This is a genomic window from Variovorax beijingensis (assembly GCF_003951285.1).
GTDB classification, from domain to species: Bacteria; Pseudomonadota; Gammaproteobacteria; order Burkholderiales; family Burkholderiaceae_C; genus Variovorax; species Variovorax beijingensis.
The window spans coordinates 254,240-280,681 of the sequence record NZ_RXFQ01000007.1 but is presented as its reverse complement, the minus strand read 5'-3'; the positions used below and the strand labels follow the sequence as shown (position 1 = coordinate 280,681).

The 26,442-nt window shown below is 68.7% G+C and carries 26 protein-coding genes; 10 read left to right on the top strand and 16 right to left on the bottom strand.

The genetic code is table 11. The features are described from left to right. The first annotated feature begins 34 nt into the window (after positions 1–34). A complete protein-coding gene (locus EJO66_RS14670) occupies positions 35–1,759 on the top strand; it encodes an FMN-binding glutamate synthase family protein (protein WP_125965494.1) in 1,725 nt (574 codons plus the stop codon). Next, positions 1,756–2,673 carry a BUD32 family EKC/KEOPS complex subunit gene (locus tag EJO66_RS14665; RefSeq protein WP_125965493.1) on the top strand — a complete coding sequence of 306 codons (918 nt, stop codon included), beginning with the start codon at positions 1,756–1,758 and terminating at the stop codon, positions 2,671–2,673. The genes EJO66_RS14670 and EJO66_RS14665 overlap by 4 nt, the downstream gene beginning before the upstream one ends. Positions 2,674–2,682: 9 nt before the next feature. On the opposite strand, the gene EJO66_RS14660 is transcribed toward EJO66_RS14665, so the two are convergent. The 4 genes from EJO66_RS14660 to EJO66_RS14635 all read right to left on the bottom strand — a co-directional run bounded on the left by EJO66_RS14660 (position 2,683) and on the right by EJO66_RS14635 (position 5,855). Next, complete coding sequence (locus tag EJO66_RS14660; RefSeq protein ID WP_125965492.1) at positions 2,683–2,937, bottom strand: hypothetical protein; 255 nt, start codon at positions 2,935–2,937, stop codon at positions 2,683–2,685. 543 nt (positions 2,938–3,480) lie between these two features. Next, complete coding sequence (locus EJO66_RS14645) at positions 3,481–3,963, bottom strand: type VI secretion system amidase effector protein Tae4 (protein WP_125965490.1); 483 nt, start codon at positions 3,961–3,963, stop codon at positions 3,481–3,483. Positions 3,964–4,149: 186 nt separating this feature from the next. Next, positions 4,150–4,581, bottom strand: a complete 432-nt coding sequence (locus EJO66_RS14640; protein ID WP_124958551.1) for a putative toxin-antitoxin system toxin component, PIN family — start codon at positions 4,579–4,581, stop codon at positions 4,150–4,152. Positions 4,582–4,619: 38 nt separating this feature from the next. After that, positions 4,620–5,855, bottom strand: coding sequence for a THUMP domain-containing class I SAM-dependent RNA methyltransferase (locus EJO66_RS14635; protein WP_124958550.1), 1,236 nt, complete (start codon positions 5,853–5,855; stop codon positions 4,620–4,622). Positions 5,856–5,936: 81 nt separating this feature from the next. Between EJO66_RS14635 and EJO66_RS14630 the strand changes: the two genes are divergently transcribed. The 5 genes from EJO66_RS14630 to EJO66_RS14610 all read left to right on the top strand — a co-directional run bounded on the left by EJO66_RS14630 (position 5,937) and on the right by EJO66_RS14610 (position 10,358). Continuing rightward, positions 5,937–7,733 carry a hybrid sensor histidine kinase/response regulator gene (locus EJO66_RS14630; RefSeq protein ID WP_124958549.1) on the top strand — a complete coding sequence of 599 codons (1,797 nt, stop codon included), beginning with the start codon at positions 5,937–5,939 and terminating at the stop codon, positions 7,731–7,733. Positions 7,734–7,823: 90 nt separating this feature from the next. Continuing rightward, a complete protein-coding gene (locus EJO66_RS14625; RefSeq protein ID WP_124958548.1) occupies positions 7,824–8,453 on the top strand; it encodes a cytochrome b in 630 nt (209 codons plus the stop codon). Further along, positions 8,450–9,022 carry a YceI family protein gene (locus EJO66_RS14620; protein WP_185738299.1) on the top strand — a complete coding sequence of 191 codons (573 nt, stop codon included), beginning with the start codon at positions 8,450–8,452 and terminating at the stop codon, positions 9,020–9,022. Before EJO66_RS14625 ends, EJO66_RS14620 begins: the two co-directional genes overlap by 4 nt. Before the next feature lie 43 nt (positions 9,023–9,065). Then, entirely contained in the window at positions 9,066–9,701 is a 636-nt protein-coding gene (locus EJO66_RS14615) for a YceI family protein (protein ID WP_124958547.1), read from the top strand. A 15-nt stretch (positions 9,702–9,716) separates the two neighbouring features. Further along, positions 9,717–10,358 (top strand): LysE family translocator, encoded by a 642-nt coding sequence (locus EJO66_RS14610; RefSeq protein WP_124958546.1) that lies wholly within the window; start codon positions 9,717–9,719, stop codon positions 10,356–10,358. Between the two features lie 10 nt (positions 10,359–10,368). Here the strand turns inward: EJO66_RS14610 and EJO66_RS14605 are convergent, their stop codons facing one another. The 7 genes from EJO66_RS14605 to argS form a co-directional block, all read right to left on the bottom strand. After that, positions 10,369–11,973 (bottom strand): phospholipase D family protein, encoded by a 1,605-nt coding sequence (locus EJO66_RS14605; RefSeq protein ID WP_124958545.1) that lies wholly within the window; start codon positions 11,971–11,973, stop codon positions 10,369–10,371. Between the two features lie 10 nt (positions 11,974–11,983). Then, positions 11,984–13,576 (bottom strand): RNA polymerase factor sigma-54, encoded by a 1,593-nt coding sequence (locus tag EJO66_RS14600; RefSeq protein ID WP_124958544.1) that lies wholly within the window; start codon positions 13,574–13,576, stop codon positions 11,984–11,986. 17 nt (positions 13,577–13,593) lie between these two features. Then, positions 13,594–14,388, bottom strand: coding sequence for an LPS export ABC transporter ATP-binding protein (gene lptB, locus EJO66_RS14595; protein WP_124958543.1), 795 nt, complete (start codon positions 14,386–14,388; stop codon positions 13,594–13,596). Then, positions 14,385–15,104 (bottom strand): lipopolysaccharide transport periplasmic protein LptA, encoded by a 720-nt coding sequence (gene lptA, locus EJO66_RS14590; protein ID WP_124958542.1) that lies wholly within the window; start codon positions 15,102–15,104, stop codon positions 14,385–14,387. Before lptA ends, lptB begins: the two co-directional genes overlap by 4 nt. Before the next feature lie 195 nt (positions 15,105–15,299). Further along, on the bottom strand, positions 15,300–15,947 hold the full coding sequence (locus tag EJO66_RS14585) for a thiol:disulfide interchange protein DsbA/DsbL (RefSeq protein WP_124958541.1): 648 nt from the start codon (positions 15,945–15,947) through the stop codon (positions 15,300–15,302). 144 nt (positions 15,948–16,091) lie between these two features. Beyond that, positions 16,092–16,820, bottom strand: a complete 729-nt coding sequence (locus EJO66_RS14580) for an SPOR domain-containing protein (RefSeq protein WP_124958540.1) — start codon at positions 16,818–16,820, stop codon at positions 16,092–16,094. Between the two features lie 7 nt (positions 16,821–16,827). Further along, positions 16,828–18,513 carry an arginine--tRNA ligase gene (argS, locus tag EJO66_RS14575; RefSeq protein WP_125965489.1) on the bottom strand — a complete coding sequence of 562 codons (1,686 nt, stop codon included), beginning with the start codon at positions 18,511–18,513 and terminating at the stop codon, positions 16,828–16,830. Between the two features lie 131 nt (positions 18,514–18,644). Between argS and EJO66_RS14570 the strand changes: the two genes are divergently transcribed. Further along, positions 18,645–18,977, top strand: a complete 333-nt coding sequence (locus EJO66_RS14570; protein ID WP_124958538.1) for a hypothetical protein — start codon at positions 18,645–18,647, stop codon at positions 18,975–18,977. 84 nt (positions 18,978–19,061) lie between these two features. On the opposite strand, the gene EJO66_RS14565 is transcribed toward EJO66_RS14570, so the two are convergent. The 5 genes from EJO66_RS14565 to EJO66_RS14545 form a co-directional block, all read right to left on the bottom strand. Continuing rightward, positions 19,062–21,107, bottom strand: coding sequence for a spermidine synthase (locus tag EJO66_RS14565; protein WP_125965488.1), 2,046 nt, complete (start codon positions 21,105–21,107; stop codon positions 19,062–19,064). Positions 21,108–21,113: 6 nt separating this feature from the next. Then, positions 21,114–21,566 (bottom strand): DUF2214 family protein, encoded by a 453-nt coding sequence (locus tag EJO66_RS14560; RefSeq protein WP_124958536.1) that lies wholly within the window; start codon positions 21,564–21,566, stop codon positions 21,114–21,116. A 62-nt stretch (positions 21,567–21,628) separates the two neighbouring features. Next, positions 21,629–22,600 (bottom strand): LysR family transcriptional regulator, encoded by a 972-nt coding sequence (locus EJO66_RS14555; protein ID WP_124958535.1) that lies wholly within the window; start codon positions 22,598–22,600, stop codon positions 21,629–21,631. A 46-nt stretch (positions 22,601–22,646) separates the two neighbouring features. Further along, positions 22,647–23,837 (bottom strand): CaiB/BaiF CoA transferase family protein, encoded by a 1,191-nt coding sequence (locus EJO66_RS14550; protein WP_124958534.1) that lies wholly within the window; start codon positions 23,835–23,837, stop codon positions 22,647–22,649. Next, a complete protein-coding gene (locus tag EJO66_RS14545; RefSeq protein WP_124958533.1) occupies positions 23,830–24,771 on the bottom strand; it encodes a hydroxymethylglutaryl-CoA lyase in 942 nt (313 codons plus the stop codon). The genes EJO66_RS14550 and EJO66_RS14545 overlap by 8 nt, the downstream gene beginning before the upstream one ends. Before the next feature lie 128 nt (positions 24,772–24,899). On the opposite strand from EJO66_RS14545, the gene EJO66_RS14540 reads away from it, so the two are divergent. Together EJO66_RS14540 and EJO66_RS14535 are read left to right on the top strand one after the other, a co-directional pair. After that, the gene (locus EJO66_RS14540; RefSeq protein WP_125965487.1) at positions 24,900–25,640 is read left to right on the top strand and encodes an IclR family transcriptional regulator; all 741 of its coding nucleotides are present in this window, start codon (positions 24,900–24,902) and stop codon (positions 25,638–25,640) included. 111 nt (positions 25,641–25,751) lie between these two features. After that, positions 25,752–26,429 (top strand): haloacid dehalogenase type II, encoded by a 678-nt coding sequence (locus EJO66_RS14535; RefSeq protein ID WP_124958531.1) that lies wholly within the window; start codon positions 25,752–25,754, stop codon positions 26,427–26,429. The last annotated feature ends 13 nt before the right edge of the window (positions 26,430–26,442 follow it).

The following is a 26,442-nucleotide window of genomic DNA, read 5'->3' as shown; positions in this document are numbered from 1 at the left end:
TATGATGCAGCAGGCTCCGGTCGACACTATTTCTATGCCCACGATTATTCCGTTTCCGACGCGCTACAGCGCCTTCGCCCTGTGCGTGGTCGGCCTGGCGGCCTGCATCGCCCTGGTGCTGGTGTCGCCCCACCTGTGGCTGGCCTGGGTGGGCGTGGCCGTCTTCGCGGTGCTTTCGGGCACCGGCGTGCACGACCTGCGGCAGGCGCGCCACGCCATCCTGCGCAACTACCCCGTCATCGGCCACCTGCGCTTCCTGCTCGAATTCATCCGGCCGGAAATGCGGCAGTACTTCATCGAGAGCGACTCCGAGGCCGCCCCGTTCTCGCGCGCGCAGCGCTCGCTGGTGTACCAGCGCGCCAAGGGCGAGCCCGACAACCGGCCCTTCGGCACGCAGCTCGACGTGACCATCGCGGGCTACGAGTGGATCAACCACTCGATGCAGCCTACCAAGCTCGAGATCCACGATTTCCGCATCGTGATCGGCGGCACGCCGCATACCGCCGACACGAACCCGCCGCCATCGGGCGCGGCCGGGGCGTCGCACCATCCCTGCACCCAGCCGTACAGCGCGAGCGTGTTCAACATCTCGGCCATGAGCTTCGGTGCGCTGTCGGCCAATGCGATCCTCGCGCTCAACCAGGGCGCCAGGCTGGGCGGCTTTGCGCACGACACCGGCGAAGGCTCCATCTCTCAGCACCACCGCGTGCATGGCGGCGACCTGATCTGGGAAATCGGCTCCGGCTACTTCGGCTGCCGCAACGAAGACGGCACCTTCAATGCCGAGCGCTTCAGCGCCAACGCGCGCGATCCGCAGGTGAAGATGATCGAGATCAAGCTGAGCCAGGGCGCCAAGCCCGGGCACGGCGGCGTGCTGCCCGCGCCCAAGGTCACGCCCGAGATCGCGGCCGCGCGCGGCGTGCCGATCGGCATCGACTGCGTTTCGCCCTCGTCGCACAGCGCGTTCACCACGCCCATCGAGATGATGCATTTCATCGCCAGGCTGCGCGAGCTTTCGGGCGGCAAGCCGACCGGCTTCAAGTTCTGCCTCGGCCATCCGTGGGAGTGGTTCGCGATCGTCAAGGCGATGCAGGCGACCGGCATCACGCCCGACTTCATCGTGGTCGACGGCGCCGAGGGCGGCACCGGCGCCGCGCCGGTCGAGTTCAGCGACCACGTGGGCGCACCGCTGCAGGAAGGCCTGCTGCTGGTGCACAACACGCTCATCGGCGTGAACCTGCGCCACCGCATCAAGCTGGGGTGCGCGGGCAAGGTGATCACCGCCTTCGACGTGGCGCGCATGATGGCGCTCGGCGCCGACTGGTGCAATGCGGCGCGCGGCTTCATGATGGCCCTGGGCTGCATCCAGGCGCAAAGCTGCCACACCGGCCACTGCCCCACCGGCGTGACCACGCAGGACCCGGTGCGCCAGCAGGCGCTGGTGGTGCCGACCAAGGCCGAGCGCGTGCGCAACTTCCACCGCAGCACGCTGCACGCGCTGCAGGAGCTGGTGCAGGCCGCGGGCCTCGACCATCCGCAGCAGATCACGGCGCACCACATCGTGCGGCGCATCTCCGACACCGAGGTGCGCCTCCTGAGCAACCTGGTGATGCAGGTGCAGCCGGGCGCGCTGCTCGGCCCGCTCGACAAGCAGCACAACGTGTTCCGCACCTACTGGCCGCTGGCCAGTGCCGAGAGCTTCCAGCCCCTGACGCAAGGGCCGCACGGCCTGGTGTCGAACCTTCCGCTGGCCGCATGAATCCCTTGCGACGCGGCGCATCGGCGCGGCTGCACAGCGCCAAGGGCGCGGCCTCCGCGCCCGCGCCCCTGGACGCGCAGCCCTTCGTGCCGGCGCCCGGCGACTACGCCGAGTTCCTGCGCCTCATGCTGCCCAAGCAGCAGAAGAACGTGGCCAGCCACCGCCTGGGCAGCGAGCGCGTGTGGCTCAAGAAGGCCGGCCCGCGCCATGGCAAGTGGGGCTACCGCGTGATGGCGGCGGTCGCGCGCATGGCGCGGCTGGACATCATCAAGCCGGTGCCCAACCCGGGCGGCGAGGCCGCCATTGCCACCGAGGCGCGGCGCCTGCGGCAACTCGCGGCCGCGGGCCTGCGCGTGCCGGCGGTGCTGGCGCAGCAGCCCGACGGCCTGCTGATCTCGGACCTCGGCCAAAGCGGCCGCTCCACCGTCGTGCTGCAGGAGCGGCTCGACCAGGCGGCCGCGTCCGGGCCGGCCGCGCTGCTCGCGGTCTGGCACGAAGGGCTGGCCGCGATCGCCAAGGTGCACGTGCGCGGCCAGCACCTGAGCCAGGCCTTCGACCGCAACCTGGTGCAGTGCCCCGACGGCGTGATCGGCTACATCGACTTCGAGGACGACCCGTCCGAGGTCATGACCCTGGCCGAGTGCCAGGCCCGCGACTGGCTCAGCTACCTGCACTCCACGGCCATGATGCTGGAGGCCGCCGCACCCGAAGCCGCCGGCCAGCACTGGCACGCCGCGCTGGCCGAGGTGGACGGGGAAGTGCGCGAGCGCATCGCCGAGGCGGCGCGGCGCATGAAATGGGCGCAGAAGCTGCCCGCCAGCCGCCGCTGGGGCCGCGACACGCAGCGCGTGCGCGCGGTGGCACGGCTGCTGGGGCGCTGGCACCTGGGGCCGGCCGCTGCGCTGCAGAACTAGCGGCGCTTTTTACGGGCGCTGTTGGCGGCCGAGTTGCTTGTGCCGCCATCTGCGGAATGCGAGGTCGCCGAGCCTGCCGCCGGCAATGACGCAGAGGGCCTGCACTGCAAGAGCGACGACGAAAGCCTCGGATACATCGTCGAAGCTCTGGGCTTTGTTCATTTCGTACCACTGCCCAATGGGAACGAGCACGACCTTCGCAACAAGAAAACTGAGTGCAAGTGCGCCGGCCAAAATGCAGAGCAGTCGAATAAGCATTTTCATGGGACTCGGCCAATCGGCGATCGCCACATGAGCTACGGGCGATCAGGCGGCCTCTGCCGCCGCTTGCGAAATGCCCAGTCGCCAACCCAACCGCCCGCTATCAACGCGAGGAATTGAACGGCGAGCGCGACCATGTACGCTTGGCCCAAGTCACCGTCGTTCCTTGCAAAGTTGAGCTCATACCAATGACCCACAGGGCCGATGAGCTTGTAGAAAACAGAGCCGAGTGCAATCGCTCCGGCCAGAATGCATAGCAGTCGAATGGGGGTTTTCATTGGACCGGCCAAGACCATATGGCGCGTTTTCAATGATGCCCTTGCTTCTGTCGCCATTTTCGAAATACCCAGTCGCCTAGCCAGCCCCCCAGGACGGCGCAAATTGCCTGCACCGCAAGCGCGATTACAAAAGCTTGAGTTAGATCGCTCTCGCTTTGGGCCCTGTTCATTTCGTACCACTGGCCAATGGGAACGAGCACTCCCTTTGCCACGATAAAACTCAGCGCCAGTCCCCCTAGCACGATGCAGGCGAAGCGAAGTAGGATTTTCATAGAACCTGCCAAAACCATATGGCTCGCGCCAGACGCATGTCAGTGATGACTCCTTCCCAGGAGAGATGCCACTGAACACGGAGATACGACATGAGTTCCGTCATGCGCGAGCCATTCCATAGGTCGATGTGGTCGCCTTGCCGCCCCTCGCCCCAGTAGTTCTGGATGAACACGATCCCCGTGCGGTTGGCGATTTTCTCGAAGCCTTCTTTTCCCGTGTATTTTTCGGTCCGGGACATCAGCCCGGCCTTGCCGGAATCCAGCCAGTTCGCCAATTCTTGCGCCCTGATCGGGTACTTCGGCTTGTCCTTCTGCCAGGAGAAGACACCGGGGAAGCTCTCAAGGCTCAGGCTGGATCGCATGAATGCTGCCCCCACATTGATGGCGCATTGATCCGTGTAGACGCCCTTGTCCAGCAAAGCGCCGTCGCCCTTGATATTGGGATGATTCGCCCAGAGCGTCGCGAAAGATGGTTGCATGCTTTCCCATCGAAACAAGAATTGAAGGGGTGGCGCCAGTGAAAGCTAACACCGCCCCTCGCAGGTGTCGATGAGTCGGAAGTTGTCAATCCGCCGGTTTTCGCGCATTTCTGCGCGCAGCGGCAATCGACCGGTCCCATGGGTGCAGTTGTCGCGACATGGGCCGATGCGCCGTCACTGTGCCGGCTACGAAAGCCCGAGCGCCGCCTGCACCACCACGCCGCGCAAGGCCAGACGCTTCTTCATCGACAGCACTGCGCGGTCCTTGCTGAGCAGCAGCGCGCGGTGCGCCACCGCAAGGTCGATGAAGACCTGGTCGTCGGGGTCGCTGCAGACGCAGGGTGCGCGCGATGGAACGCCTTCGACCATGCGCACCCGCGCATCGAAGTCGGCCAGCACGGTGGGCACTTGCAGGCCGCGCTGCGCCATGCGCCGGGCGATCAGCGGATAACCGAGCACGCGCTCGAGTTCGACGCGCATCGCGGCCGTCGCGAGCCAGCGCAGCTCGCCCGCGGCCAGCATGGCGATCAGCGGCACCCAGGCGGGGTCTTCGAAGACCAGCAGGTCGAGCGCGATGTTGGTGTCGATGACGACGAGGCCGGATTCTGGAACGGTCATGGTGGCGTGCGATCGCGCACCCGCAGGTGCGCGCAGGGCTACTTCCTGGCCGAACCCGCAACCATGTCGAAGCGGAACAGCCGGCACTCGATGGGCCCGTTCCACATCGGCACGCGGCGAGACTCCTTGAGCCGCATCTGCCTGGGCAGCTTCAGATCGGGCGTGAGCACCCAGGCGGTCCAGCCGGCGTAGTTCTTCTTCCAGTGGGTGGCGAGCTGCGGAAAGAACTCGCCGCCGCCGCCTTCACCGCCGCCCTCGCCCGGAGTCTGCGCGGCTTCGCGGGCGCCGAAGCGCGCCACGCCGCCGACCTCGATGCGTTCGCCATAGGGCGGGTTGAGCATGATCACCCCGCCCTCGGCCGGCGGCATGCGCTGCAGCGCATCGCCGCCGCGGAACTCGATGGCATCGGCGACGCCGGCGCGCTCCGCGTTGCGCTCGGCAAAGTCGACCATGCGGTGCGAGACGTCGGAGCCGAAGATGGCGACATCGCGCGGCACCGCCGACGACTGGGCTTCCTTCCTGATGGCCTCCCACACATGCGCCTGGAACGGCAGCAGCTTCTCGAAGCCGAAGCGCCTGAGCGAGCCGGCCGCAATGCCGCGCGCGATCTGCGCCGCCTCGATGGCGATGGTGCCGCTGCCGCAGCAGGGGTCGTACAGCGGCTCGGCGGCCACGGCGCCGGTTTCGGGGTTCCACCAGCCACTGGCGGCCAGCATGGCGGCGGCCAGGGTTTCCTTCAGCGGCGCATCGCCCTTGTCCTGCCGCCAGCCGCGCTTGAAGAGCGGCTCGCCGGAGGTGTCGATGTAGAGCGTGCAGTGTTCGGTGGTCAGGTGGGCGAACACGCGGCAGTCGGGCCACTGGGTCTCGATGCTCGGGCGCACGCCGCCCGCCTTGGCGCGGAAGCGGTCGGCAATGGCGTCCTTGATGCGCAGGGTGGCGAAGTTCAGGCTCTGCAGCGGGCTGTGCTGCGCCGTGGTCTCGATCTTGAAGGTCTGCTTGGGCGTGAACCAGATCTCCCAGGCCACGCCGCTCGCGATGGCATAGAGGTCGTTCTCGCTGCGGTAGGGCGCGTGGGCCAGTTCGACCAGCACGCGCTGGGCGAGCCGGCTGTGCAGGTTGAGCTTGAGCGCGTCGCGCCATTCGGCGCGCACCCGCACGCCGCCGCGCAGCGTGAGCAGGTCCTGGCCGACGCGGCCGGTGAGCGCATGGACTTCCTGCGCAAGGAATTCCTCGACGCCGGCGGCGCAAGGCAAAAAGAGAGAGAGATCGTTCACGGGGGGTTCGCCATCATTCGGCCGGCTGGGGAACGCCATTGTCGCCGCGCCGGGCCGCTTCTCTATATAGTGGATCGGCCGATGAATTCCACCACCGCGCCCATGGTTGCTCCGGCCGCCGCCGACGACGACGGGCGCTTTGCAATCCAGTGCGAGGTGCTGCGGCTGTCGATCCGCCCGATCGGGCCGGTGCTGCTGGTGCAATACCTGCTGAACTGCGGCGTGGCGGCGCTCTTCGCCTGGCAATATTCTCTCTCGCGCGCACTGGTGTGGATTTCGCTGGTCACCGCCGTGACGCTCATGCGCGGCTTCTTTCCCCAGCGCCTGCCCGACCCCTTCACCCCGCAGAGCCTGCGCGACGCGCAGCGCACGCACACGGTGCGCACCGGCATCTGGGAGCTGGCGCACGGCGTGGCCGGCGTGCTGCTGTTCAACCCCGCCCAGCCGGACCAGCAGCTGCTGCTCGCGCTGATGCTGATGGGAATGACGCTGTCGTCGGCGTTCTCCGTGTCGTTCTACATCCCGGCCACGCAGCTGGCGATCACGCTGCTCTTGGCGCCGGTGATCGTGACCGGCCTCTGGCTCGGCGCGCCGGCGATGAAGGCGGTGGCGCTCATCGGGATCGGCCTGACCGCGATGATGTGGAAGCTGGTGGCGGAGCGCTCGCGCCAGCTCGAGGAGAACATCGGCCTGCGCCTCAATGAGCGCAGCCTGCGCGAGCAGGCGCTGGCCGGGCTGCGCGCCTCCGAGCAGGCACAGGCCGAGCGGCTGCGCTTCTTCTCGGCCGCCAACCACGACCTGCGCCAGCCGGTGATGGCCATCGGCCTGCAGGCCGAGGTCCTGCGCCAGCAACTGGACAACGGCGCCGATGCGCCCGTGGTGCAGCACACGGTGGCCTCGCTCGCGCGCGCACAGCAGGCGCTCGAAGGCCTGACCAACCAGCTGCTCGAGATCGGCCGCATCGAAGCCGCGGCCGATCCGCTGCAGCCGGTGGCGGTGCCGCTGGCGCCGCTGCTGCACGACCTGGCGCGCCAGGCCGGCGATGGCCGCGTCACGGTGCGCTGCCCCGCCGAGGCGGTGGGCTGGGCCGATGCGGTCTCGCTGCGCCGCGTGCTGGCGAACCTGGTCGACAACGCCGTCAAGTTCACGCCGCGCGGCCGGGTGCTGCTGGCCGTGCGCGCGCGCCGGCGCGACACCGGGCGCGCCTGGCGCGTGGAGGTGCGCGACAGCGGCATCGGCATTGCGACGGACTCGCAGGAGCGCGTGTTCGGCGACTTCGAGCAGATCGGCAACGTGGAGCGCAACCTGCAGCGCGGGCACGGGCTGGGCCTGGCGATCGTGCGGCGGCTGGCCGCGCAGCTCGGCATCCAGGTGTCGCTGCGCTCGGCGCCGGGGCGCGGCTCGGTGTTCGGTTTCGAACTGCCCGCGGCGCCGGCCGATGCGCCGATGGCGGCTCCCGCTCCCGCGGCGCAGCCCCGGTCCGGCGCGGCGCGGGCCCTGCGGCCCGGCCTGGCCGTGCTGGTGGTGGAAGACAACGCCGTGGTGGCCGACAGCCTCAGCGCGCTGCTGCAGCAATGGCAGGTCGTGCCGCGCGTGTATGCCAGCGCGGCCGAGGCGCTGGCGCTGGCCGACCTGCGCGCGCTCGACGTGGCGCTGTGCGACATCCGGCTGCCGGGCGCGCTCGACGGCATCGCGCTGGCGGAACGGTTGCAGCGGCAGAAGCCTTCGCTCACCATCGCGCTGGTCTCGGCCGACATCGGCGAAGCCACCCAGCGGCTGGCCGCGCAGCGCGGCTGGCATGCGCTGCGCAAGCCGGTGCAACCGGCCGAACTGCATGCGGTGCTGTTGCAGGCGCAGCAGCCGGCCGCGCGGCGCTGACCGGGCGGCCGGTGCATTTGGCACGGCTCGTGCGATGCCTTCGCTGCTTCCGATATATGCTCCGCGCACAGGCTGCCGGTCCTGCTTCCGATGTCCATCGACACACCTTCCCACCCCGCCGCCATTGCGGAGGCGCCCGCCGATCCGCGCGGCCTGCGCGAACTGCGCTACGACCCGGTCGCGATGGCGCTGCACTGGCTGCTTGCGGCCATGATCGTCGGCTCGCTGGGCGTCGGCCTCTACATGACCGGCCTGCCGCTCTCGCCGGCGCGCATCAAGCTCTACAACTGGCACAAATGGGCCGGCGTGACGATCCTGCTGCTGTCGGCCGTGCGCCTGCTGTGGCGGCTGCGCCATCGGCCGCCGCCGCTGCCAGCCGATGCGGCGGCGGCCATGCCGCGCTGGCAGCGCAGCGGCCATCGGGCGAGCCACGCGCTGATGTACCTGCTGTTCTTCGCGGTTCCGCTGCTCGGCTGGGCCTACAGTTCGGCGCTGGGCTTTCCGGTCGTGTGGTTCGGCGTGCTGCCGCTGCCCGACTTCGTGCCGGTCGACAAGGAATGGGCCGAGGCCGTGCTCAAGCCGCTGCACAAGGGCAGCGCCTTCACGCTGGCCGCGGTGGCGCTGCTGCACGTGGCGGCGGTGCTCAAGCACCACTGGATCGACCGCGATGGCATCTTGAAACGCATGTGGCCCGCGCCACGCAAGGAATCCGCCGGATGAAGCGCATCTTCTGTCTTGCAACTCTGGCATTCGCCGCCCTGGCGCCCGCGCTCGCCGAGCCCGCAGCGGCCACCCGGCTGGTGGCGGACAAGAGCCAGATCGCCTTCGTGAGCAAGCAGATGGGCGTGCCGGTGGAAGGCACGTTCAAGAAGTTCGACGCCCAGGTGGCCTTCGATCCGCGCAAGCCCGAAGGCGGCAGCGTCGCATTGCAGATCGACACCGCCAGCGCATCGCTCGGCGTTCCCATGAGCGATGCCGAACTGCCCAAGGCGCCGTGGTTCGACACGGCGCATTTTCCGCGGGCCAGTTTCCAGTCGAGCGCGATCAAGGCGCTGGGCGACGGCCGCTTCGAGATGGCGGGCAAGCTCACCATCAAGAACATCTCGCGCCAGGTCACGGTGCCGGTGAGCATTGCGCCGGCCAACGGCCACGCCGTGGCCAGCGGAAGCTTTACGATCCAGCGGCTCGACTACAAGGTGGGCGACGGCGAATGGACGGACACCTCGGTGGTCGGCAACGAGGTGCTGGTTCGCTTCAGGCTCACGCTCGCGGGGCTCGGTCCGCTTTGAATTTCTCCTGTTTTTCTTTTTCACGCCACGCACGCCCATTGCCATGAAGAAGCTCCTCCTCGCTGCCGCGCTGTCTGCCGCGGCGGCCCTCGCCATCCCTGCCCTGGCACAGGACTACACCGCGCCGCCCGTCGCCGCCAAGCCCGCCGGCGGCCCGGTGAAGAACGCCAGCTACGTGATCGACCCCACGCACACCTTCGTGATGTACGAGATGGGGCACTACGGCACCACCACCAACCGCGGCCGCTTCAGCACCAAGGACGGCTCGGTGCAGATCGACGGCACCGGCACCAGCGGCAAGGTCGACATCACGATGGACATCAGCTCCATCAACACCGGCGTCGACCTGCTCAACCGCCACGTGCAGAGCAAGGATTTCTTCAACGTGGCCGAATTCCCGACCGGCCGCTTCGTGGCGGACCGCATCGAATTCAACGGCGACAAGGTGGTCGACGTGCCGGGCACGCTCACGCTGATGGGGCAGACCAGGCCGGTCACGCTCAAGGCCGTGCGCTTCAACTGCTACCTGAATCCGCTCATCAACCGCCAGGTCTGCGGCGGCGACTTCGAGACCACGGTGCAGCGCAGCGACTGGGGCATCACCTGGGGCCTGAACTTCGGCTTCGAGAACAAGGTGAAGCTGCTGGTGCAGGTCGAAGCGGTCAACGTGCAGCAATAGAAGAAGGAGCCCACCATGAGCGGCATCACGGTTCCGTTGCTGGGCATCGCGGGCGCGATGATCGTCGGGGCCATGAGTCCCGGACCGAGCTTCGTCATGGTGGCGCGCACCGCCGTGTCGTCGTCGCGCGGCGATGGCCTGGCTGCGGCGCTGGGCATGGGAGCCGGCGGCGTGGTGTTCGCGATTGCGGCGCTGGCCGGGCTGCAGGCGGCGTTTCTCGCGGTTCCGGCGCTCTACCTGGCGGTGAAGCTGCTCGGCGGCGCCTATCTTGTGTATCTTGGCATCCGCATCTGGCGCGGTGCGCGCGAGCCGCTGGCAGCCATGCAGGACGCACGACCGGCCGCAAGCCCCGGCAATGCACGGCGCGCGTTTCTCCTGGGCATGGGCACCCAGATCAGCAATCCGAAGACCGCGGTGGTCTACGCCAGCATCTTCGCGGCCTTCCTGCCGCGCGAGGTGCCGCTGGCGCTGGCGCTCGCGGTGCCGGCGGTGATCTTCTGCATCGAAACCGGCTGGTACGCGGTCGTCGCGCTGGCGCTGTCTTCAGCGGCGCCGCGCTCGGCCTACCTGCGCTACAAGGCCTGGATCGACCGCGCGGCCGGCGGCGTGATGGTGCTGCTGGGCCTCAGGCTGCTGTCGGGCGTACGCAGCGGCTGAGCCGCCCGGGCTACAGCAGGCTTTCGGGCGTCAGCGGCGCCAGCAGCTCGAGCATGGTGCGGCCCCAGAAATCCGAATCGGGCTCCTCGTTCAGCACGGTGGTCCGGCCGGCCTCCTCCTCGCTGATCCACTCGATGCGCGATCCGCCGCTGCCCTCGGCAAAGCGCAGCCGGTAGGCGCCCTGCTGCTTCAGCACCTCGATGAGCTTGAGCGTCTGCTGCGCCATCTCGGGGCTGCGGATGAACAGGCCGATCTCGGTGTTGTGCGTCTCGGAGCGCGGGTCGAAGTTCATCGAGCCGACAAAAAGAACCTGCCGGTCGATCACCGCCGACTTGGCGTGCAGCCGGCCCACCGAAGTGCCGAACAGGCCGAGGCGCACGCTGCGCCGCGTGCGCGTGGTGCTCAGTTCGTACAGCTCGGCGCCGAGCTCGAGCATCTCGGGCCGGTAGCGGCGGTAGGCGGTGTGGACCAGCGGCTCGTCGGTGGCGGCAAAGGAATTGGTGACGATGCTGATCTTCACGTTGCGGCGGCGGATCTCGCGCATCACTTCGAGCCCCGCCCTGCCTGGAATCAGGTAGGGCGAGACGAGCGTCACCTCGGAGCGCGCGCGGCGCATCTGCTCGACCACGTTGTAGCGCACGCTGTCGACGTCGAGCAGCGGCACGCCGCCGTACGAGGCGGTCTTGCCGATCACGCGCTCGGGCGAATCGGCATACGCTTCGGCCAGGGCCCAGATCAGGTTGAGCTTGCCGGCATTCAGGTCTTCGGCGATCGGGCTGTAGCCGAGCAGGTCGTTGGGCGCGGGCCCGGGCGGCGGCGGCGTGGTGTCGGGCCCGGTGGCGGCCTCGAAGCGCTTCTGCAGTTCCTCGCGCGGCAGCTCGCTGGCCACCACCGACTGGACCGGTCGCACGTAGGCGCTGTTCCAGTACTGGTCGAACAGCACGCCGAGGCGCGGAATCAGCGCACCAGCCACGAAGGTGTCGAGATCGAGAAAATTCTCGCCCGCCGTGCGCCTGAAATACTGGTTGCCGATGTTGCGCCCGCCCGCCACCGCCATCGCGCCATCGGCGATGAAGAGCTTGTTGTGCATGCGCCGGTTGACGCGGCTGAAGTCGAACAGCGAGGCGGCGAAGCGCCTGAGCAGGCTGCCGCGCCCGGCCGGAAACGGGTTGAAAAGGCGCAGCTCGACATTCGGCGTGGCGGCCAGGCCGAGCAGCAGCTCGTCCTCGCCCGAGGTATAGAGATCGTCCATCAGGAGCCGCACGCGCACGCCGCGCCGGGCTGCGTCGCGCAGCGTGCGCAGCAGGTAGCGGCCGGTCTCGTCGTTCTCGATCTGGTAGTACTGCACGTCGAGCGTGCGCTGGGCGCGCCGCGCGAGCTGGATGCGCGTGTCGAAGGCGAAGTCGCCGCCCGGCATCAGGCGAAAGCCGCTGAGGTCGGGGTCGGGCTGCGAGGCCAGCGCGATCTTGCCGAGCGCGGTGTCGGCCGAGGCGGCCACGGCCTTGGTGGGCGGGCGCGGAGTCTCGTCGGGCAGGGTGGCGCAGCCGGCGAGAAACAGCGCCGCCAGCATGGCAAGGACTGCGAGCCCACAGCGCGACAGCAGGCGGCGGGCCATCGGCGGCTTTCTACAGGGCCTTGCGCAGGTTGGCCGGCGCGATGCGCAGGGCTTCGCGGTACTTGGCCACGGTGCGGCGTGCGCACTCGATGCCCTGCTCCTTGAGCATCTCGGAAATCTGGCTGTCGGACAGCGGCTTCTTGATGCTCTCGGAGCTCACGAACTGCTTGATCAGCGCGCGCACCGCGGTGCTCGACGCATTGCCGCCGGTCTCGGTGCCGAGCGCCGAGCCGAAGAAGTACTTGAGCTCGACCGTACCGAAAGGCGTGGCCATGTACTTGGCCGTGGTCACACGCGAGATGGTCGATTCGTGCAGGCCGAGTTCGTCGGCAATCTCGCGCAGCACCAGCGGCCGCATCGCGAGCTCGCCGTGCACGAAGAAGCTCTTCTGCCGCTCGACGATGGCGTTGCTCACGCGCAGGATGGTGTCGAAGCGCTGCTGGATGTTCTTGATGAACCAGCGCGCCTCCTGCAGCCGCTGCGACAGCGCCTGGCTGCCCTCGCCCTTGTGCGACTTGAGCGCGCCGGCATAGATGTCGTGCACGCGCAGCCGCGGCATCACCTCGGGGTTGAGCATGACGCGGAACTTGGCATTGGTGCCGCGGCCGATCTTGGTGACGATCACGTCGGGGATGACGATGTTGCGCTCGACGTCGACGAAGCGGCGGCCCGGCTTGGGCTCCAGGCGCGAGATGATCTGCAGCGCCGAGCGCACCACCTCTTCGTTGGTGCGCGTGAGCGTGGCCAGGCGCTTAAAGTCGCGCCGCGCAAGCAGCTCCATCGGCTGCTTGCAGATGGCGATGGCGGTCTTGCGCACCAGCGCCTGTTCCTCGGTCTCGCTTTCGCTGGCGAGTGCGCGCAGCTGGATGCAGAGGCATTCGCCCAGGTCGCGCGCGCCGACGCCGGCCGGCTCCAGGCTCTGCAGCAGGCCGAGTGCCACCTGGAAGTGGTGCACCAGCTCGTCGAACTGGTCGTTGTCGTCGCCCGCAAGGCCCGAGGCCAGCGCCGGCAGCGAATCTTCCAGGTAGCCGTCGTCGTTGAGCGATTCGATCAGGAAGCGCAGCGCGGCGCTGTCGTTCTCGTTGAGCCGCAGGCTCAGCGCCTGCCGGTGCAGGAAGGACTGCAGCGACTCCTGGCTGCGCGCGAGCTCGGTGGCGTCGGCACGCTCGTCGTCGCCCAGGTTGTTCTGGCGCGCGGGGGCGTCGCTGCCCCATTCGCTGTCGTCGGGCGCCATGTCGACGGTGCCGTCGCCTTCCCAGTCGGGCTCGCGCTCGGTGGCATCGGCGGCGGGAACGTCGGACTCGGCCGTGGAGACGGTTTCGCTGGATGCGGTGGTCGCGCTGCTGGCCGGGGCCGAGCTGAATTCGCCCTCGGCGGCTTCACCGGCCTCGTCGCGCGGCACCGGCGTATCGATGGCGTCGAGCCCGAATTCCTCGCGCGCGGCTTCTTCCGCGGTGCGTTCGAGGAACGGGTTCTCGTCCAGCATCTGCTCCACCTCCTGGCTCAGTTCGAGCGTGGACAGCTGCAGCAGCCGGATCGACTGCTGCAGCTGGGGCGTGAGCGCCAGGTGCTGCGAAACGCGAAGGGACAGCCCTTGCTTCATGGAGACCGACTCCTCCCTTACATCCGGAAGTGCTCGCCGAGGTACACCCTGCGTACTTCGGCGTTGTCGACGATCTCCGAGGGTGTGCCTTGTGCCAGCACGTGCCCGTCGCTGATGATGAACGCGTGATCGCAGATGCCCAGCGTTTCACGCACGTTGTGGTCGGTGATGAGCACGCCGATGCCGCGCTCCTTCAGGAAGCTGATGATCCGCTGGATCTCGATCACCGCGATCGGGTCGATGCCGGCAAAGGGCTCGTCCAGCAGGATGAAGCGCGGCTGCGTGGCCAGCGCGCGGGCAATCTCGACCCGGCGCCGCTCGCCGCCCGAGAGGGCGAGCGCGGGCGAATCGCGAAGATGGTCCACCCGCAGGTCGGCCAAAAGGCCGGAGAGGCGCTCCTCGATGCGCTGCCTGGTCAGCGGCGCGGGCTTGCCGCTGGCGTCGGGTTCGCGCTGGAGCTCGAGCACGGCGCGCACGTTTTCCTCGACCGTGAGCTTGCGGAAGATGGACGCTTCCTGCGGCAGGTAGCTCAGACCCATGCGCGCGCGCCGGTGGATCGGCATGTGGGCGATGGGTTCGCCGTCGATGGTGATCTCGCCCGCGTCGGCCCGCACCAGGCCCACGATCATGTAGAACGAGGTGGTCTTGCCGGCGCCGTTGGGGCCGAGCAGTCCCACGACCTCGCCCTTTTGCACGTCGAGCGAGACATCCCGCACGACCTTGCGGCTGCCGTAGCTTTTCTGCAGGCCGCGCACCACCAGGCGGCTGCCCGGCGTGCCGTCGGCGTTCTGGGTTCCAGCGGTTTCGATCACTTGCGCCTTTCCCCTTCGCCGCCCAGCGTGGTGGTCGAGCGCAGGCCGGCGCCGGGCGCCGGCTGGGGCGCGGCCGCCGCCGGCGCGGCGCGGCCGCCGGTGGGCGCCGAGGCACCGGGTGCCGGCGCGGTGGCGCTCTTGGGCGTGAGGATGGTCCGCACGCGCCCGCCCGAGGGTGCGTTCACACCCGTGTTGGGCGGCACGGTGGAACCATTCACCGTGTAGGTGTCGTTGCTCTGGTCGTAGACGATGAGCGCGCCGCTGCTTTCGTCATTGGGCGTGGCGCCGATCAGCCGGCGCATGACGGCATTGCGGATGAACTTGACGTTGTCGGCGCGGCTGTCGTACTCGATGACTTCGGATTCGCCCTCGATCCACTCGTCGGGCGCATTGCGCTTCTGCTTGTAGTAGGCCCGCTTGCCGGGCGCCGCCGTGACCACGCCGTACTGGTAGCCCTCGGCATCCTGGCGCACGTCGATGCGCGCGCCGCGGATGATGATCGTGCCCTTGGTGACCAGCACGTTGCCCGTGAACACGCTCGTCTGCTTGAGATCGTCATAACGCATCGCATCGGATTCGATGTTCATCGGCTTGCTGCGGTCGGCGGTCTCGGCCAGCGCGCCCGAGGCAAGGCCGGCCAGCAGCAGCGCGCCGGCGGCCAGGCGACCGATGCGGCGAACGAAGGGGATGGTGTGAGGATAGAAGGGCAATGTCATAGAGGCACGAAACTTGCTCTGAACCATTGTATGCGGCGGATCAACCCCAGCCACCAACGCCGATGAAAAAGGCCCGCCGAGGCGGGCCGGTGTCCCCATCGGGAGACACCGCGGAACCGGCTTGGCCGGGCCGCAGGTGCTGCCCCTGCAAGGGGGTGGGACAGCGGACACGAAGTGCCGCGCAGCCCCGGGGGGTCAGCCTTTCCTGGCTTCGCCGATCAGGTAGTTGGTGACTTGCAGCGCCTTGGTCATGTTGCCGGCCAGTTCGCCGTCCACGTACCAGCGGCCGGCCACCGCCAGCGCCGGAACGCCGGCCACCTTGTAGGCGTCGGTCAGCTGCGCGGCGCGCTTGGCCTTGCTGGCCACGCCGAAGGAGGTGAAGACTTCCTTGAACTTGGCGCCGTCCAGGCCGTTGGCCGAGGCCCAGGCAATGATGTTGGCATCGCCGTTCACGTTCTGGCGCTGCTTGTGGATCGCGTCGAAGACCTTCGGCTGGAATTCGTCGATCTTGCCCATGGCTTCGAGCGCGTAGTACAGGCGCTGCTTGGCCTCGACGTCGTTGCCCACGAAAGGCACGGGCACGCGGCGGAAAGCCACTTCCTTGGGGGCCGTCTTGAGCCAGGCTTCCAGCTGCGGCTCGAAGTCGTTGCAGTGCGGGCAGTTGTACGAGAAGAACTCGATCACCTCGACCTTGCCGGCCGGCGCGTCGACCGGCACGCGCTTGTCGAGCACCAGGTACTCGGTGCCGGCCTTGGGTACGCGCGCCTGGGCGTGCGCGGTGTTGCCAGCCAGCGAAAGCAGGCCCAGCGAGGTGGCGGCCAGCGAAAAGTCACGACGTTTCATTGAAAGAGTTCTCCTGTTGGGTACGGCAGACTGAGCCGGCGCGCCGCGCGGAGTTCCCGCATGCGGCATGCCCAGGACGATCCTGGCGGCGGCCCGTGCCGCGCGGCGAAGCTTAAAGAATATCCGTGGCGGCTGCCGGCGAGCTCAGCGCTGCACGCGCACGAGCGCCGATTCGAGGCCGCCGCTGTCGAGCCGCTCCTTCAGGCGATCGGCCTCGTCCTTCTTGTTGAACGGGCCCGCGCGCACCCGGTAGACCGTGCGGCCGGCCTGCTCGCGCTCGGTGACCCGGGCCTCGACGCCCATCAGCGACAGCTTGGCGCGCTGGGCCTCGGCATCGTCGGTGGTGCGGAAGGCGCCCGCCTGCACGAAGTACATGAACGGATCGGCACCCGGCGCCGCGCTGTTGCTGCTGGGCGCGGCGGAGGCGGTGGTGGTGCTGCCGCCGGCGCGCGCGCGGGCCAGGTCGCCGAGCGGATCGTTCGACGGCGGCAGGGAATTGGCCTCGGCCGGCACCGGGGCCGGACGCGCGGGTTTCGGAGCCACCACCACCGGCACCGGCGGAGCGGGCGGCGCCGCACCCGGTGCCACGGCGGTGGTGTCGCCGCCGGCCGGTGGCGCCACCGGGCCGGCCGCGGCCGGCGGCGGCTTGGGCGCGCCGGCCTTGCCTGCCAGCGGCGCGTTGGGGTCCCAGTCGCGGTTCTTGCGGGCTTCGGCTTCGTCCTGCTCGGCGCCGCCGCGCTGGGTCTTGGTCACGAACGGGATCGGCACCTTGGTCACGTAGACCGCGATGCCCAGCGCGACACCCAACCCCAGCACCAGGCCGACGATGAGCCCGATGACGATGTTGCCGCGTTGTCTGGTTGTCTTCTTCATAGTCAGTTCACATCTTGCTCGGCGCACTGACGCCGAGAATCGCGAGGCCATTGTGCAGCACCTGCGCGGTGGCCGCGACGAGCGCGAGCCGGGCCAGCTTGACCGGCTCGTCGTCGACCAGGATGCGCTCGGCGTCGTAGTAGCTGTGGTAGCTGGCCGCCAGTTCGCGCAGGTAGAAGGTGACGTCGTGCGGCGCGAAATCCTTGGCGGCGGCCGTGAGCATGGCCGGGTACTTGGCCAGCAGCAGCATCAGCGCCTGCGCGGCCGGGCTTTCGAGCGGCGACAGGTCCACGTCCTTGAGGGCGGCCGCATCGCCGCCCCAGCCCGCCAGCACCGAGCAGATGCGCGCATGGGCGTACTGCACGTAGTACACGGGGTTGTCGTTGTTCTTGGCCACCGCCAGGTCGACGTCGAAGGTGTATTCGGTGTCGGGCTTGCGGCTCAAGAGGAAGAAGCGCACGGCGTCGGTGCTGGTCCACTCGATCAGGTCGCGCAGGGTGACGTAGCTGCCCGCGCGCTTGCTGATCTTGACCTCTTCGCCGCCCTTCATCACGCGCACCATGGTGTGCAGCACGTAGTCGGGGTAGCCCTCGGGAATGCCGACGCCTGCCGCCTGCAGGCCGGCGCGCACGCGCGCGATGGTGCCGTGGTGGTCGGTGCCCTGGATGTTGACCACTTTATGGAAGCCGCGCTCCCACTTGGCGATGTGATAGGCGACGTCGGGCACGAAGTAGGTGTACGTGCCGTCCTGCTTCTTCATCACGCGGTCCTTGTCGTCGCCGTAGTCGGTCGACCGGAGCCACAGCGCGCCGTCCTGCTCGTAGGTCTTGCCGGCGGCCACGAGCTTGCGTACCGCCTCCTCGACGCGGCCGCTGGTGTAGAGGCTCGATTCGAGGTAATAGTTGTCAAAGCGCACGCGGAAGGCCTGCAGGTCCAGGTCTTGCTCGCGGCGCAGGTAGGCCACGGCGAATTCGCGGATGGACTCGAGGTCGTCGATGTTGCCGCTGGCGGTGTATTCGCGCTCATGAGACTTGACGGTCTTCTTCGCCTTGAAGTCTTCGGCGATATCGGCGATGTAGTCGCCGTTGTAGGCGGGCGCCCTTTCGCCGCTCGGCCATTCGGGGTCGCCGGGCTTGAAGCCGCGGGCGCGCAGCTGGGTGCTGTGGGCCAGCGTCTGGATCTGCACGCCGGCGTCGTTGTAATAGAACTCGCGCCAGACGGTGTCGCCCTGCGAGGCGCGCAGGTTGCAGATGGCGTCGCCGAGCGCGGCCTGGCGGCCGTGGCCGACGTGCAGCGGCCCGGTCGGGTTGGCCGAGACGAACTCGACCAGCACCTTTTCGCCGGTGGCGGGCTGCTGCCCGAAGGCGCCGCCGGCGGCCAGCACTTCGCGCACGATCTGCTGCTTGGCGGCGGTCTTGAGGCGGATGTTGAGGAAGCCGGGGCCGGCGACCTCGATGGCTTCGACCCACTGGCCGAAAACCGGGGTGGCGAGCAGCGCGGCACTGAGCTCCTCGGCCAGTTCGCGCGGCTTGCGCCCGAGCGGCTTGGCGAGTTGCATGGCGGCCGTGCTGGCGAAATCGCCGTGGGCAGCCACCTTGGGCGACTCGAACGCGGCTTTGGAGCCAGCGCCGGGCGAGAGGGATTCGAGCGTGTTCGCGAGCGCCGCGAGCAGCTCCTGTTTGACCAATAGCATCTGCGAATTTTACCGGGGGGCCAACCCACGCCAGTTAACGATCGTCATCCGGTGCGCGGCTTCGCCCGTTACGATGGGCAGCCCCGGGGCGGGGCACCTGTCAAAAACCATACTTGCAAGGACATGTCACCATGAAGAAGTTCCTTTCCCTGGTCGCCCTGGGCGCCTGCCTTTCCTTCGGCGCCGCGCAGGCACAAGACAAGGCGCCCGCGCCGGCGGCCGCACCCGCCGCCACGGCAGCCGCCGCGGGCACCGGCTGCGAGGCCAAGGCGGTCGACAAGAACGGCAAGGCCCTGGCCGGCGCCGCCAAGACCAGTTTCGTCAAGAAGTGTGAAAAGGACGCCAAGGCGGCCGCGGCGCCCGCCTGTGCGGCCAAGGCGGTCGACAAGAATGGCAAGGCGCTGGCGGGTGCCGCCAAGAGCAGCTTCATGAAGAAGTGCGAAGCGGATGCCGCCAAGGCCTGACGCCACGGCGCGCTGAAGATTGCGCGCCAAGAAAGAAAAAGCCCCGCCGCGCGCGGGCTTTTTTCAGGGCCGCGCCGGCGGCTGCTACTTCAGTACGCCCAGCAGGTTGTTGAAATCGTCGGTCCAGGGGCGGGCGCCGGCGCGCAGCGCAACGGGCGAGGCCGCGCCGCGCAAGGGCTCGCGCGCCAGCACGGTCGGGTCGCGCGCCACCAGCACCCAGTCGGTCGGGTCGAGTGATTTCGAGGCTCGCGCGTCGTCGCTCACGAGCACCGCATGCAGGCCCTTCCGCTCGGCGATCCGCGCGACCACGGGGGCCAGTTCGAGGAAGCGGTTGGTCACGTGAAAGGCCACGACGCCATCCGGTTTCATGTGCCGCAGGTAGACGTCCATGGCCTGCGCCGTGAGCAGGTGGACCGGCACCGCATCGCCCGAGAAGGCGTCCACCGCGAGCAGGTCGAAGCCCTGCGGCGGCTCGCGCTCCAGCGCCAGCCGCGCATCGCCGAGCACGCGCTCGATGCGCGCGGGGCTGTCGCGCAGGAAGGTGAATTCGCTGTCCGCGAGCTCGAACACCTGCGGATTGATCTCGTAGATCCGGTAGACGTCGCCGCTTCGGCCGTAGCTCGCGAGCGTGCCGGCGCCCAGGCCGATCAGTCCCACGCGGCGCGGTTCATCGGGCGCGGCGGCCATCGCGCGGCCGATGCCGGAGGTGGCGCCGTAGTAGGTGGTGGGTTCGCGCCGGCGGGACGGGTCCAGGAACTGCTCGCCATGCTTGATGGAGCCGTGCGACAGCAGCCGCACGCTGTCCGACGGATGGAGGCGCCGCACGTCGAAGGTGATCAGCGCGCCGTGGAAATTGCGCATCAGGTGGCGCGCGTCCGACCTGTCGCTCGCGATCTGCGCCATCAGGAAGTACGCGCATCCGGCCGCCAATGCCACGCCGGAAACCCGCAGCCAGATCCGCTGGCGCAGAACGGCGGCCGCCGCAAGCGCCGTCAGCACCAGGCCGATGCCCAGCTCGTAGTACGCCGGCAGCACATGCGGCGCCACCAGCCCGACCATGGCGCCGCCCAGGGCGCCGCCGAGCGCGAGCATCAGGTAGAAGCGCGTGAGATAGCGCGGCGCCGGCCGCAGCCTGGCGGTTTCTCCGTGCAGGAACATGCACAGCACGAACAGGCCGCCGACATAGATCGGCAGTCCTGTGCGCACATCCGAGCCGACGTGGTTCTGCAGCCCGAAGGCGCACAGCAGCAGCACGCCCGCTGCCAGCGGCAGGAAGACGCCGCGCCGGTACCAGCGGTCGCTCTCGAAGCACAGCACGAAGGTGAACAGGTACAGCGACAGCGGCAACACCCAGAGAAACGGAACCGCCGCAACGTTCTGGGTGATGTGGTTGGTCACGGCCAGCAACAGCCACGACGCCAGCGCCGGCAGCGCGAGCCAAAGCAGGCCGTCAGACCAGCGCAGCGGTTTCTCGCTGCCGTCGGCGGCCGCGGCCTGGCCCTTCGCCGACGGCGCCGGCTCGGCCGCCGGCCATCGGTAGGCCACGAGCAATGTCGTGCCGGCGCACAGCAGCACGAACAGGCCGTAGCCCCACGACCATCCCCCTGCCTGCTGCAGCAGCGAGCTGCGCGGCTCGATCAGCACCGGGTAGCTCAGCAGCGACAGCAGCGACGCCAGGTTGGAAAGCGAGAAGTACCGGTACACCCGCGCGCTCCAGGGCGTGCGCGCCACCCACGACTGCACCAGCGGGCCGGTGGTCGACAGAAGAAAGTACGGAAGGCCGATGGTCGCGAGCAGCAGCCCGAGGATCAGCCATGCCGGGTCTTCGGCGCCGGTGGGCTTCCAGCGCGCGGCCACCACGATCGGAAGGAACGCCAGGCTCGCCAGCAGCAGCCCCACGTGCAGCGCGGCCTGCGTCCGCACGCGAAGGCGGCGCGTGACCCAGTCGGAGTACGCATAGCCCGCGAGCAGCACGGCCTGGAAGAACACCATGCAGATCGACCACACGGCGGCCGAGCCGCCGAACCACGGCAGGATCTGCTTGGCGATCAGCGGCTGGACCAGGAACAGCAGGAACGCGCTGCTGAAGATGGTGCCGGCAAACAGAAGCTGGATGCCGGCGCGTCCCATGCGGGCCTACTTGCCGAAGCCGCGCGCGAGGAACACGGCGACCAGCGGAATCAGCGCGATCAGGTGGGCCTGCACCATCACCAGCCTGCGCGTCTTGCGGACGTCGGCCTCGGCCGGCAGCGTGCCGTTGGCGCGCAGCGCCTTGCGCCAGCGGAAATAGGTGAGCGTCGGGAAGATCGAGAGCACGCCGACGATGATGAACAGGCCGAGCTTCACATGCAACAGCGGGTTGGTCCAATACCACGCCGTGCCCTTCACGCCCCACACCGTGCGGGCGATGCCGGTGGCCAGCACCGCGATGGCGGCGATGCCGTAGACCATGTCGACCTTGGCGAGCCGCTCCACCACGGCGGCATTGAGCCACTGCACGCGGCACAGCGCCGCTTCGCTCGAGATGAAGACGACCATCGTGAGGATGGCCAGCAAGTGCAGGTAGGCGAGGATGGCTTCGAGGGTCATCGATGGCTTTCTTCTTCAATGGGGTTGCAAATGCTTGCAGATTGTGATGCCGCTCGCGCGCTTTACCCCCTGCCGCCCCAAAATTCGGGCCGCCCATACTGCTCCTTGAGGAAATCAAGCCACAGTCGCACCCGCAGCGGCAGGTGCTTGGTGCCCGCGAAGACCGCGTAGATGCCGTTGGGCGGCGCGGCGAATTCGTCCAGCAGCGGCACCAGCAGGCCGGCGTCGATCTCGGCCTCGACTTCCCAGGTGCTGCGCCAGGCGATGCCGTGGCCGGCCAGGCACCAGTCGTGCAGCACCTGGCCGTCGGAGCAATCGAGCGGGCCTTCGGGCCGCAGGTAGATCAGCTCTTCGCCGCCCTCCTCGCCAGCAGCCGTGGGTGGGCGCTCCTGCTCCTGCCCCTGGGCGGTCCGCGGGACGCGGAACGCCCAGCCGCGCGTCTGCGAGGCGTCGCTCGACAGCGTGAGGCAGGCGAAGCGCGACAGTTCGTTCGGATGCCGCGGCATGCCATGGCGGCGCACGAACTCCGGCGTCGCGACGCAGCGGCGGCGGTTGTCGGCCAGCCGCACGCTGACCAAGGACGAATCGGGCATGTCGCCCACGCGCACCGCGCAGTCGAAGCTCTCGCCGCGCACATCGACGACGCGGTCGCTCAGGTTGAGCGAGATCGTGACCTCCGGGTGCAGCGCATGGAAGCGCGGCACCAGCGGCGCCACGTGGCGGCGGCCGAAGCCGGCCGGCGCCGTGACGCGCAGGTGCCCGCTGGCCTTGACCCCGCCGGCGCTCACGCTCGCCTCGGCATTGGCGAATTCGGTCAGCAGGCGCTGGCAGTCCTCGAGAAAGGCGCTGCCCTCGTGCGTGAGCGTGATGCGCCGCGTGGTGCGCACCAGGAGCTTGACGCCCAGCCGCGCCTCGAGCGCATCGAGCCGCCGCCCCATGATCGCGGGCGCCACGCCCTCGGCCTTGGCCGCGGCCGTGAGACCGCCGCGGGTCGCCACCGAGACGAAGGATTCGAGCTGCTTCAGGCGGTCCATGGCGCCCGAACTATATATGCCGGCTTCTCCCGGGTGTCGCCCGGGTTCAGCGGGCAATGCCGGCTTGGCGCGACTCGAACGCGGCGATCTCTTCCTCGCTGTAGCCCACTTCCCTCAGCAGCTCGCCGGTGTGCTCGCCGATGCGCGGCGGCTGCAGGCGGATGCCGGGGCGCTCGCCGTCGAGCGTGAAGGGCATCAGCGGCACCTTGGCCATGTGGCCGTCGTTCATGCGCACGGGCGCGAGGCCGCCGGTGGCGTTCAGGTGCGGATCGTCGAACAGCGCCTGCGGCCTGGTGATGGGCGCGAAGGGCAGTTCGTTCTGCTCGAACACCGCGCTGAGCTCTGCCGCGCTGTAGCCGGCCAGGTGCGAGCGCAGGATCGGCATCATCCAGTCGCGCGCGAGCACGCGGTCGTTGTTGGTCTTCAAGCGCGGGTCGGCCAGCATTTCTTCCAGGCCGAAGGCCTTGCAGAAGATGGCCCATTGCTTGTCGCTCACCGCGGCGAGGAAGATCTGCTCGCCGTCCTTCACGGTGAACACGTCGTACACGGCCCAGGCCGAGATGCGGCTGGGCATCGGGTCGGCTGCCTTGCCGGTGGCGGCGAACTGCATCATGTGCTGCGCGACCAGGAACACGTTGTTCTCGAACAGCGCGGACTGCACCTCGCAGCCCTTGCCGGTGAGTTCGCGCCGGCGCAGCGCCGCCATCGCGCCGATGGCGCCGAACATGCCGCCCATGATGTCGTTCACGCTGGTGCCCGCGCGCAGCGGGTCGCCCGCGCGGCCGGTCATGTAGGCCAGGCCGCCCATCATCTGCACCACCTCGTCGAGCGCGGTGCGGTGGTCGTACGGGCCGGGCAGGAAGCCCTTGTGGCTCACGTAGATCAGGCGCGGGTTGAGCGGCTTCAGGCTGTCGTAGTCCAGGCCCAGCTTCTTCATGGTGCCGGGCTTGAAGTTCTCGCTCACGATGTCGGCCGTGGCGACGAGGCGCAGCGCGGCCTCCACGCCCTCTGGTGTCTTGAGGTCCAGCGCAATGCTCTTCTTGTTGCGGTTGAAGGTGGGGAAGAAGCCCGAGCCCGAGCCGAGCAGGCGGCGCGTGCTGTCGCCTTCGATGGGCTCGACCTTGATGACCTCGGCGCCGAGGTCGGCCAGCAGCAGGCCGCAGGTCGGGCCCATCACCATGTGGGTGAACTCGACGACGCGGACGCCGGCGTACGGCAGGGGTTGGGATTCAGGCATGTGCGGTGGTTTCCTGTTGGACGGCAAAGCCCTTGGGCAGGCCGGCCTCGGGCGTCATGCCGTAGACCGGTTCGCCGGGCAGGCCGGCCATGAGCGGCGCGCGCGCCGCGATGAGCTTTTGAATGTCGATGCCGGTGCGCACCCCCATGGCCTCGAACATGAAGACGAGGTCCTCGGTGACCGCATTGCCCGACGCGCCGGGTGCATAGGGACAGCCGCCGAGGCCGCCGAGCGAGGCGTCGAAGGTGCGCACGCCCTCGTCCCAGGCGGCCAGGCAGTTCGCGATGCCGAGGCCGCGCGTGTTGTGCATGTGGGCGGCGCCGGCGTGCGTGCCGAGCTCGGCGCGCAGGCGCCGGAAGAGCCGGCGCACCTGTGCGGGGTTGGCATAGCCGACGGTGTCCGAGAGGCCCGCTTCTTCCGCGCCGGCCTCGATGCACTGCGCGGCGAGGCGGATCACGTCGTCCTCCGGCACCAAGCCCTGCAGCGTGCAGCCGAAGGCGGTGGAGATGCCGGCCTCGAGCCTCACATGTGGCGCCATCGCGCGGCGCAGCTCGGAGATGGCGTGCACTTCCAGGACCATTTCGGTCGGCGTCTTGCGCACGTTGGCGAGCGAATGCGCCACGCTGGCCGAGACCGGCATCGTGAGCTTGTGCACGCCCGCTTCGAGCGCCGCCTGCGCGCCCTTGCGGTTGGGCACCAGCGCCATCACGGTGAGGCCGGGCAAGGTGACGGCGTGGCGCACCACCTCGGCGGCGTCGGCCATCTGCGGCAGCAATTTGGCGGGCACGAAGGACGCGACCTCGATCTCGCGCACGCCGGCCGCGTGGAGCGCATCGATCCAGCGCAGCTTGTCGGCCGTGGGCATGGTGGCCTTGACCGACTGCAGGCCGTCGCGCGGGCCGACCTCGCTGATGAGGACATCGGGGGGCGTCATCGGTTTTGTCTCCTTGGAGCGATCGGACATTGATGGGACAGCGATCGCTTGACAGTTCTATCTTACAGAACTAAATTCCATTAAACAGAATTAAACCGCCGAACGACCTTCCCTGTCAAGCCGACGCCATGCCCCGCAAAGCCCAGACCGAATCGGTGTCAGACCTCAATGCCGCGCCCGGCGGCGCGGCCGCGGTCGATCGCGCGCTGAGCCTGCTCTCGGCCTTCCGGCCCGGCGACGAGGCACTGTCGCTCGCGCAGTTTGCCGAGCGCACGCAGCTCTACAAGAGCACGGTGCTGCGGCTTCTGGCCTCGCTCGAACATGCGCGGCTGATCCGCCGGCAGGACGACGGGCGCTATGCACTGGGCACGGAGATCGCGCGGCTGCACGGCCTCTATGCGGCCTCGCTGTCACTGGAGCGCATCGTGCTGCCGGTGCTGCGCGCGCTCGCCGCAACGACGGGCGAGAGCGCGGCGTATCACGTGCGGCAGGCGCAGGGCGACAGCTGGGTGCGGCTGTGCCAGTTCCGCGTCGACTCGTCGCACGAGGTGCGCGACCACGTGCGCGCGGGCGACCTGCTGCCCAATGACCGCGGCGCCGGCGCGCGCGTGCTGATCGCCTTCGGCCCCGAGGCCGAACGGCCGCGCGGCGCCAATGAGCGCAAGCTGTACGACGCGATCCGCGCCCAGGGCTACTGCGCGCTGGTGGGCGACCGCACGGCCGAGCTGGCCGGCATCTCGGCGCCGGTGTTCCATGCCGACGGTCGCCTGGCCGCGGCGGTCACGCTGACGATGCCGGCGCACCGCTACGACGCGCGCCACATCGAGCCGGTGCGCGCGGCGGCCCGCGAGCTGAGCGGAACCCTCTGACAAAAAGGAGGAGAAAACGCAGGTCTTCCTGCAATTACCCTCATTTTTGTCACTGATAAATCCCGATCTTGGTTATTACTTGTCGGCAAAGTATCGAATAAAGTCCAAGCCATGGATCAACCCGGCGCAGTGCTCTTCGATGCCTACGGCACCCTGTTCGACGTCTACAGCGTCGGGCAGACGGCCGAGCGGCTGTTCGCCGGCCACGGGCAGGCGCTGGCCGCGGGCTGGCGCGACAAGCAGATCGAATACACGCGCCTCGTCACCACCAGCAACCACGGCGCGCACTACCGGCCCTTCGGCGAACTCACGCGCGCCGCGCTGCGCTACACCTGCAAGCGGCTGGGCCTCGACCTGACCGAAGCCGTCGAGCAGCAGCTGATGGACCAGTACCGCACGCTCACGGCCTTTCCCGAATGCCGCGAAGTGCTTGCGGCACTCAAGGCGCGCGGCGTGGTCACCGGCATCCTCTCGAACGGCGACCCTGGCATGCTCGACGCCGCCGTGCGCAGCGCCGGGCTCGATGGCCTGCTGGGCCATGTGCTGAGCGTCGACGGCATCCGCAAATACAAGACGCATCCCGATGCCTACCAGCTCGGCGTCGCCGCCACCGGCCTGCCGCCCGAGCGCATCGCGTTCGTGAGCTGCAACGGCTGGGACGCGCTCGGCGCCACCTGGTTCGGCTTCCGCACGCTCTGGGTCAACCGCTACCAGCTTCCGTTCGAAGAACTCGGCACGCAGCCCGAACGCATCGGCAGCAGCCTGCGCGACGTGCTCGGGTTCTTCTGACAGACACCGCTTC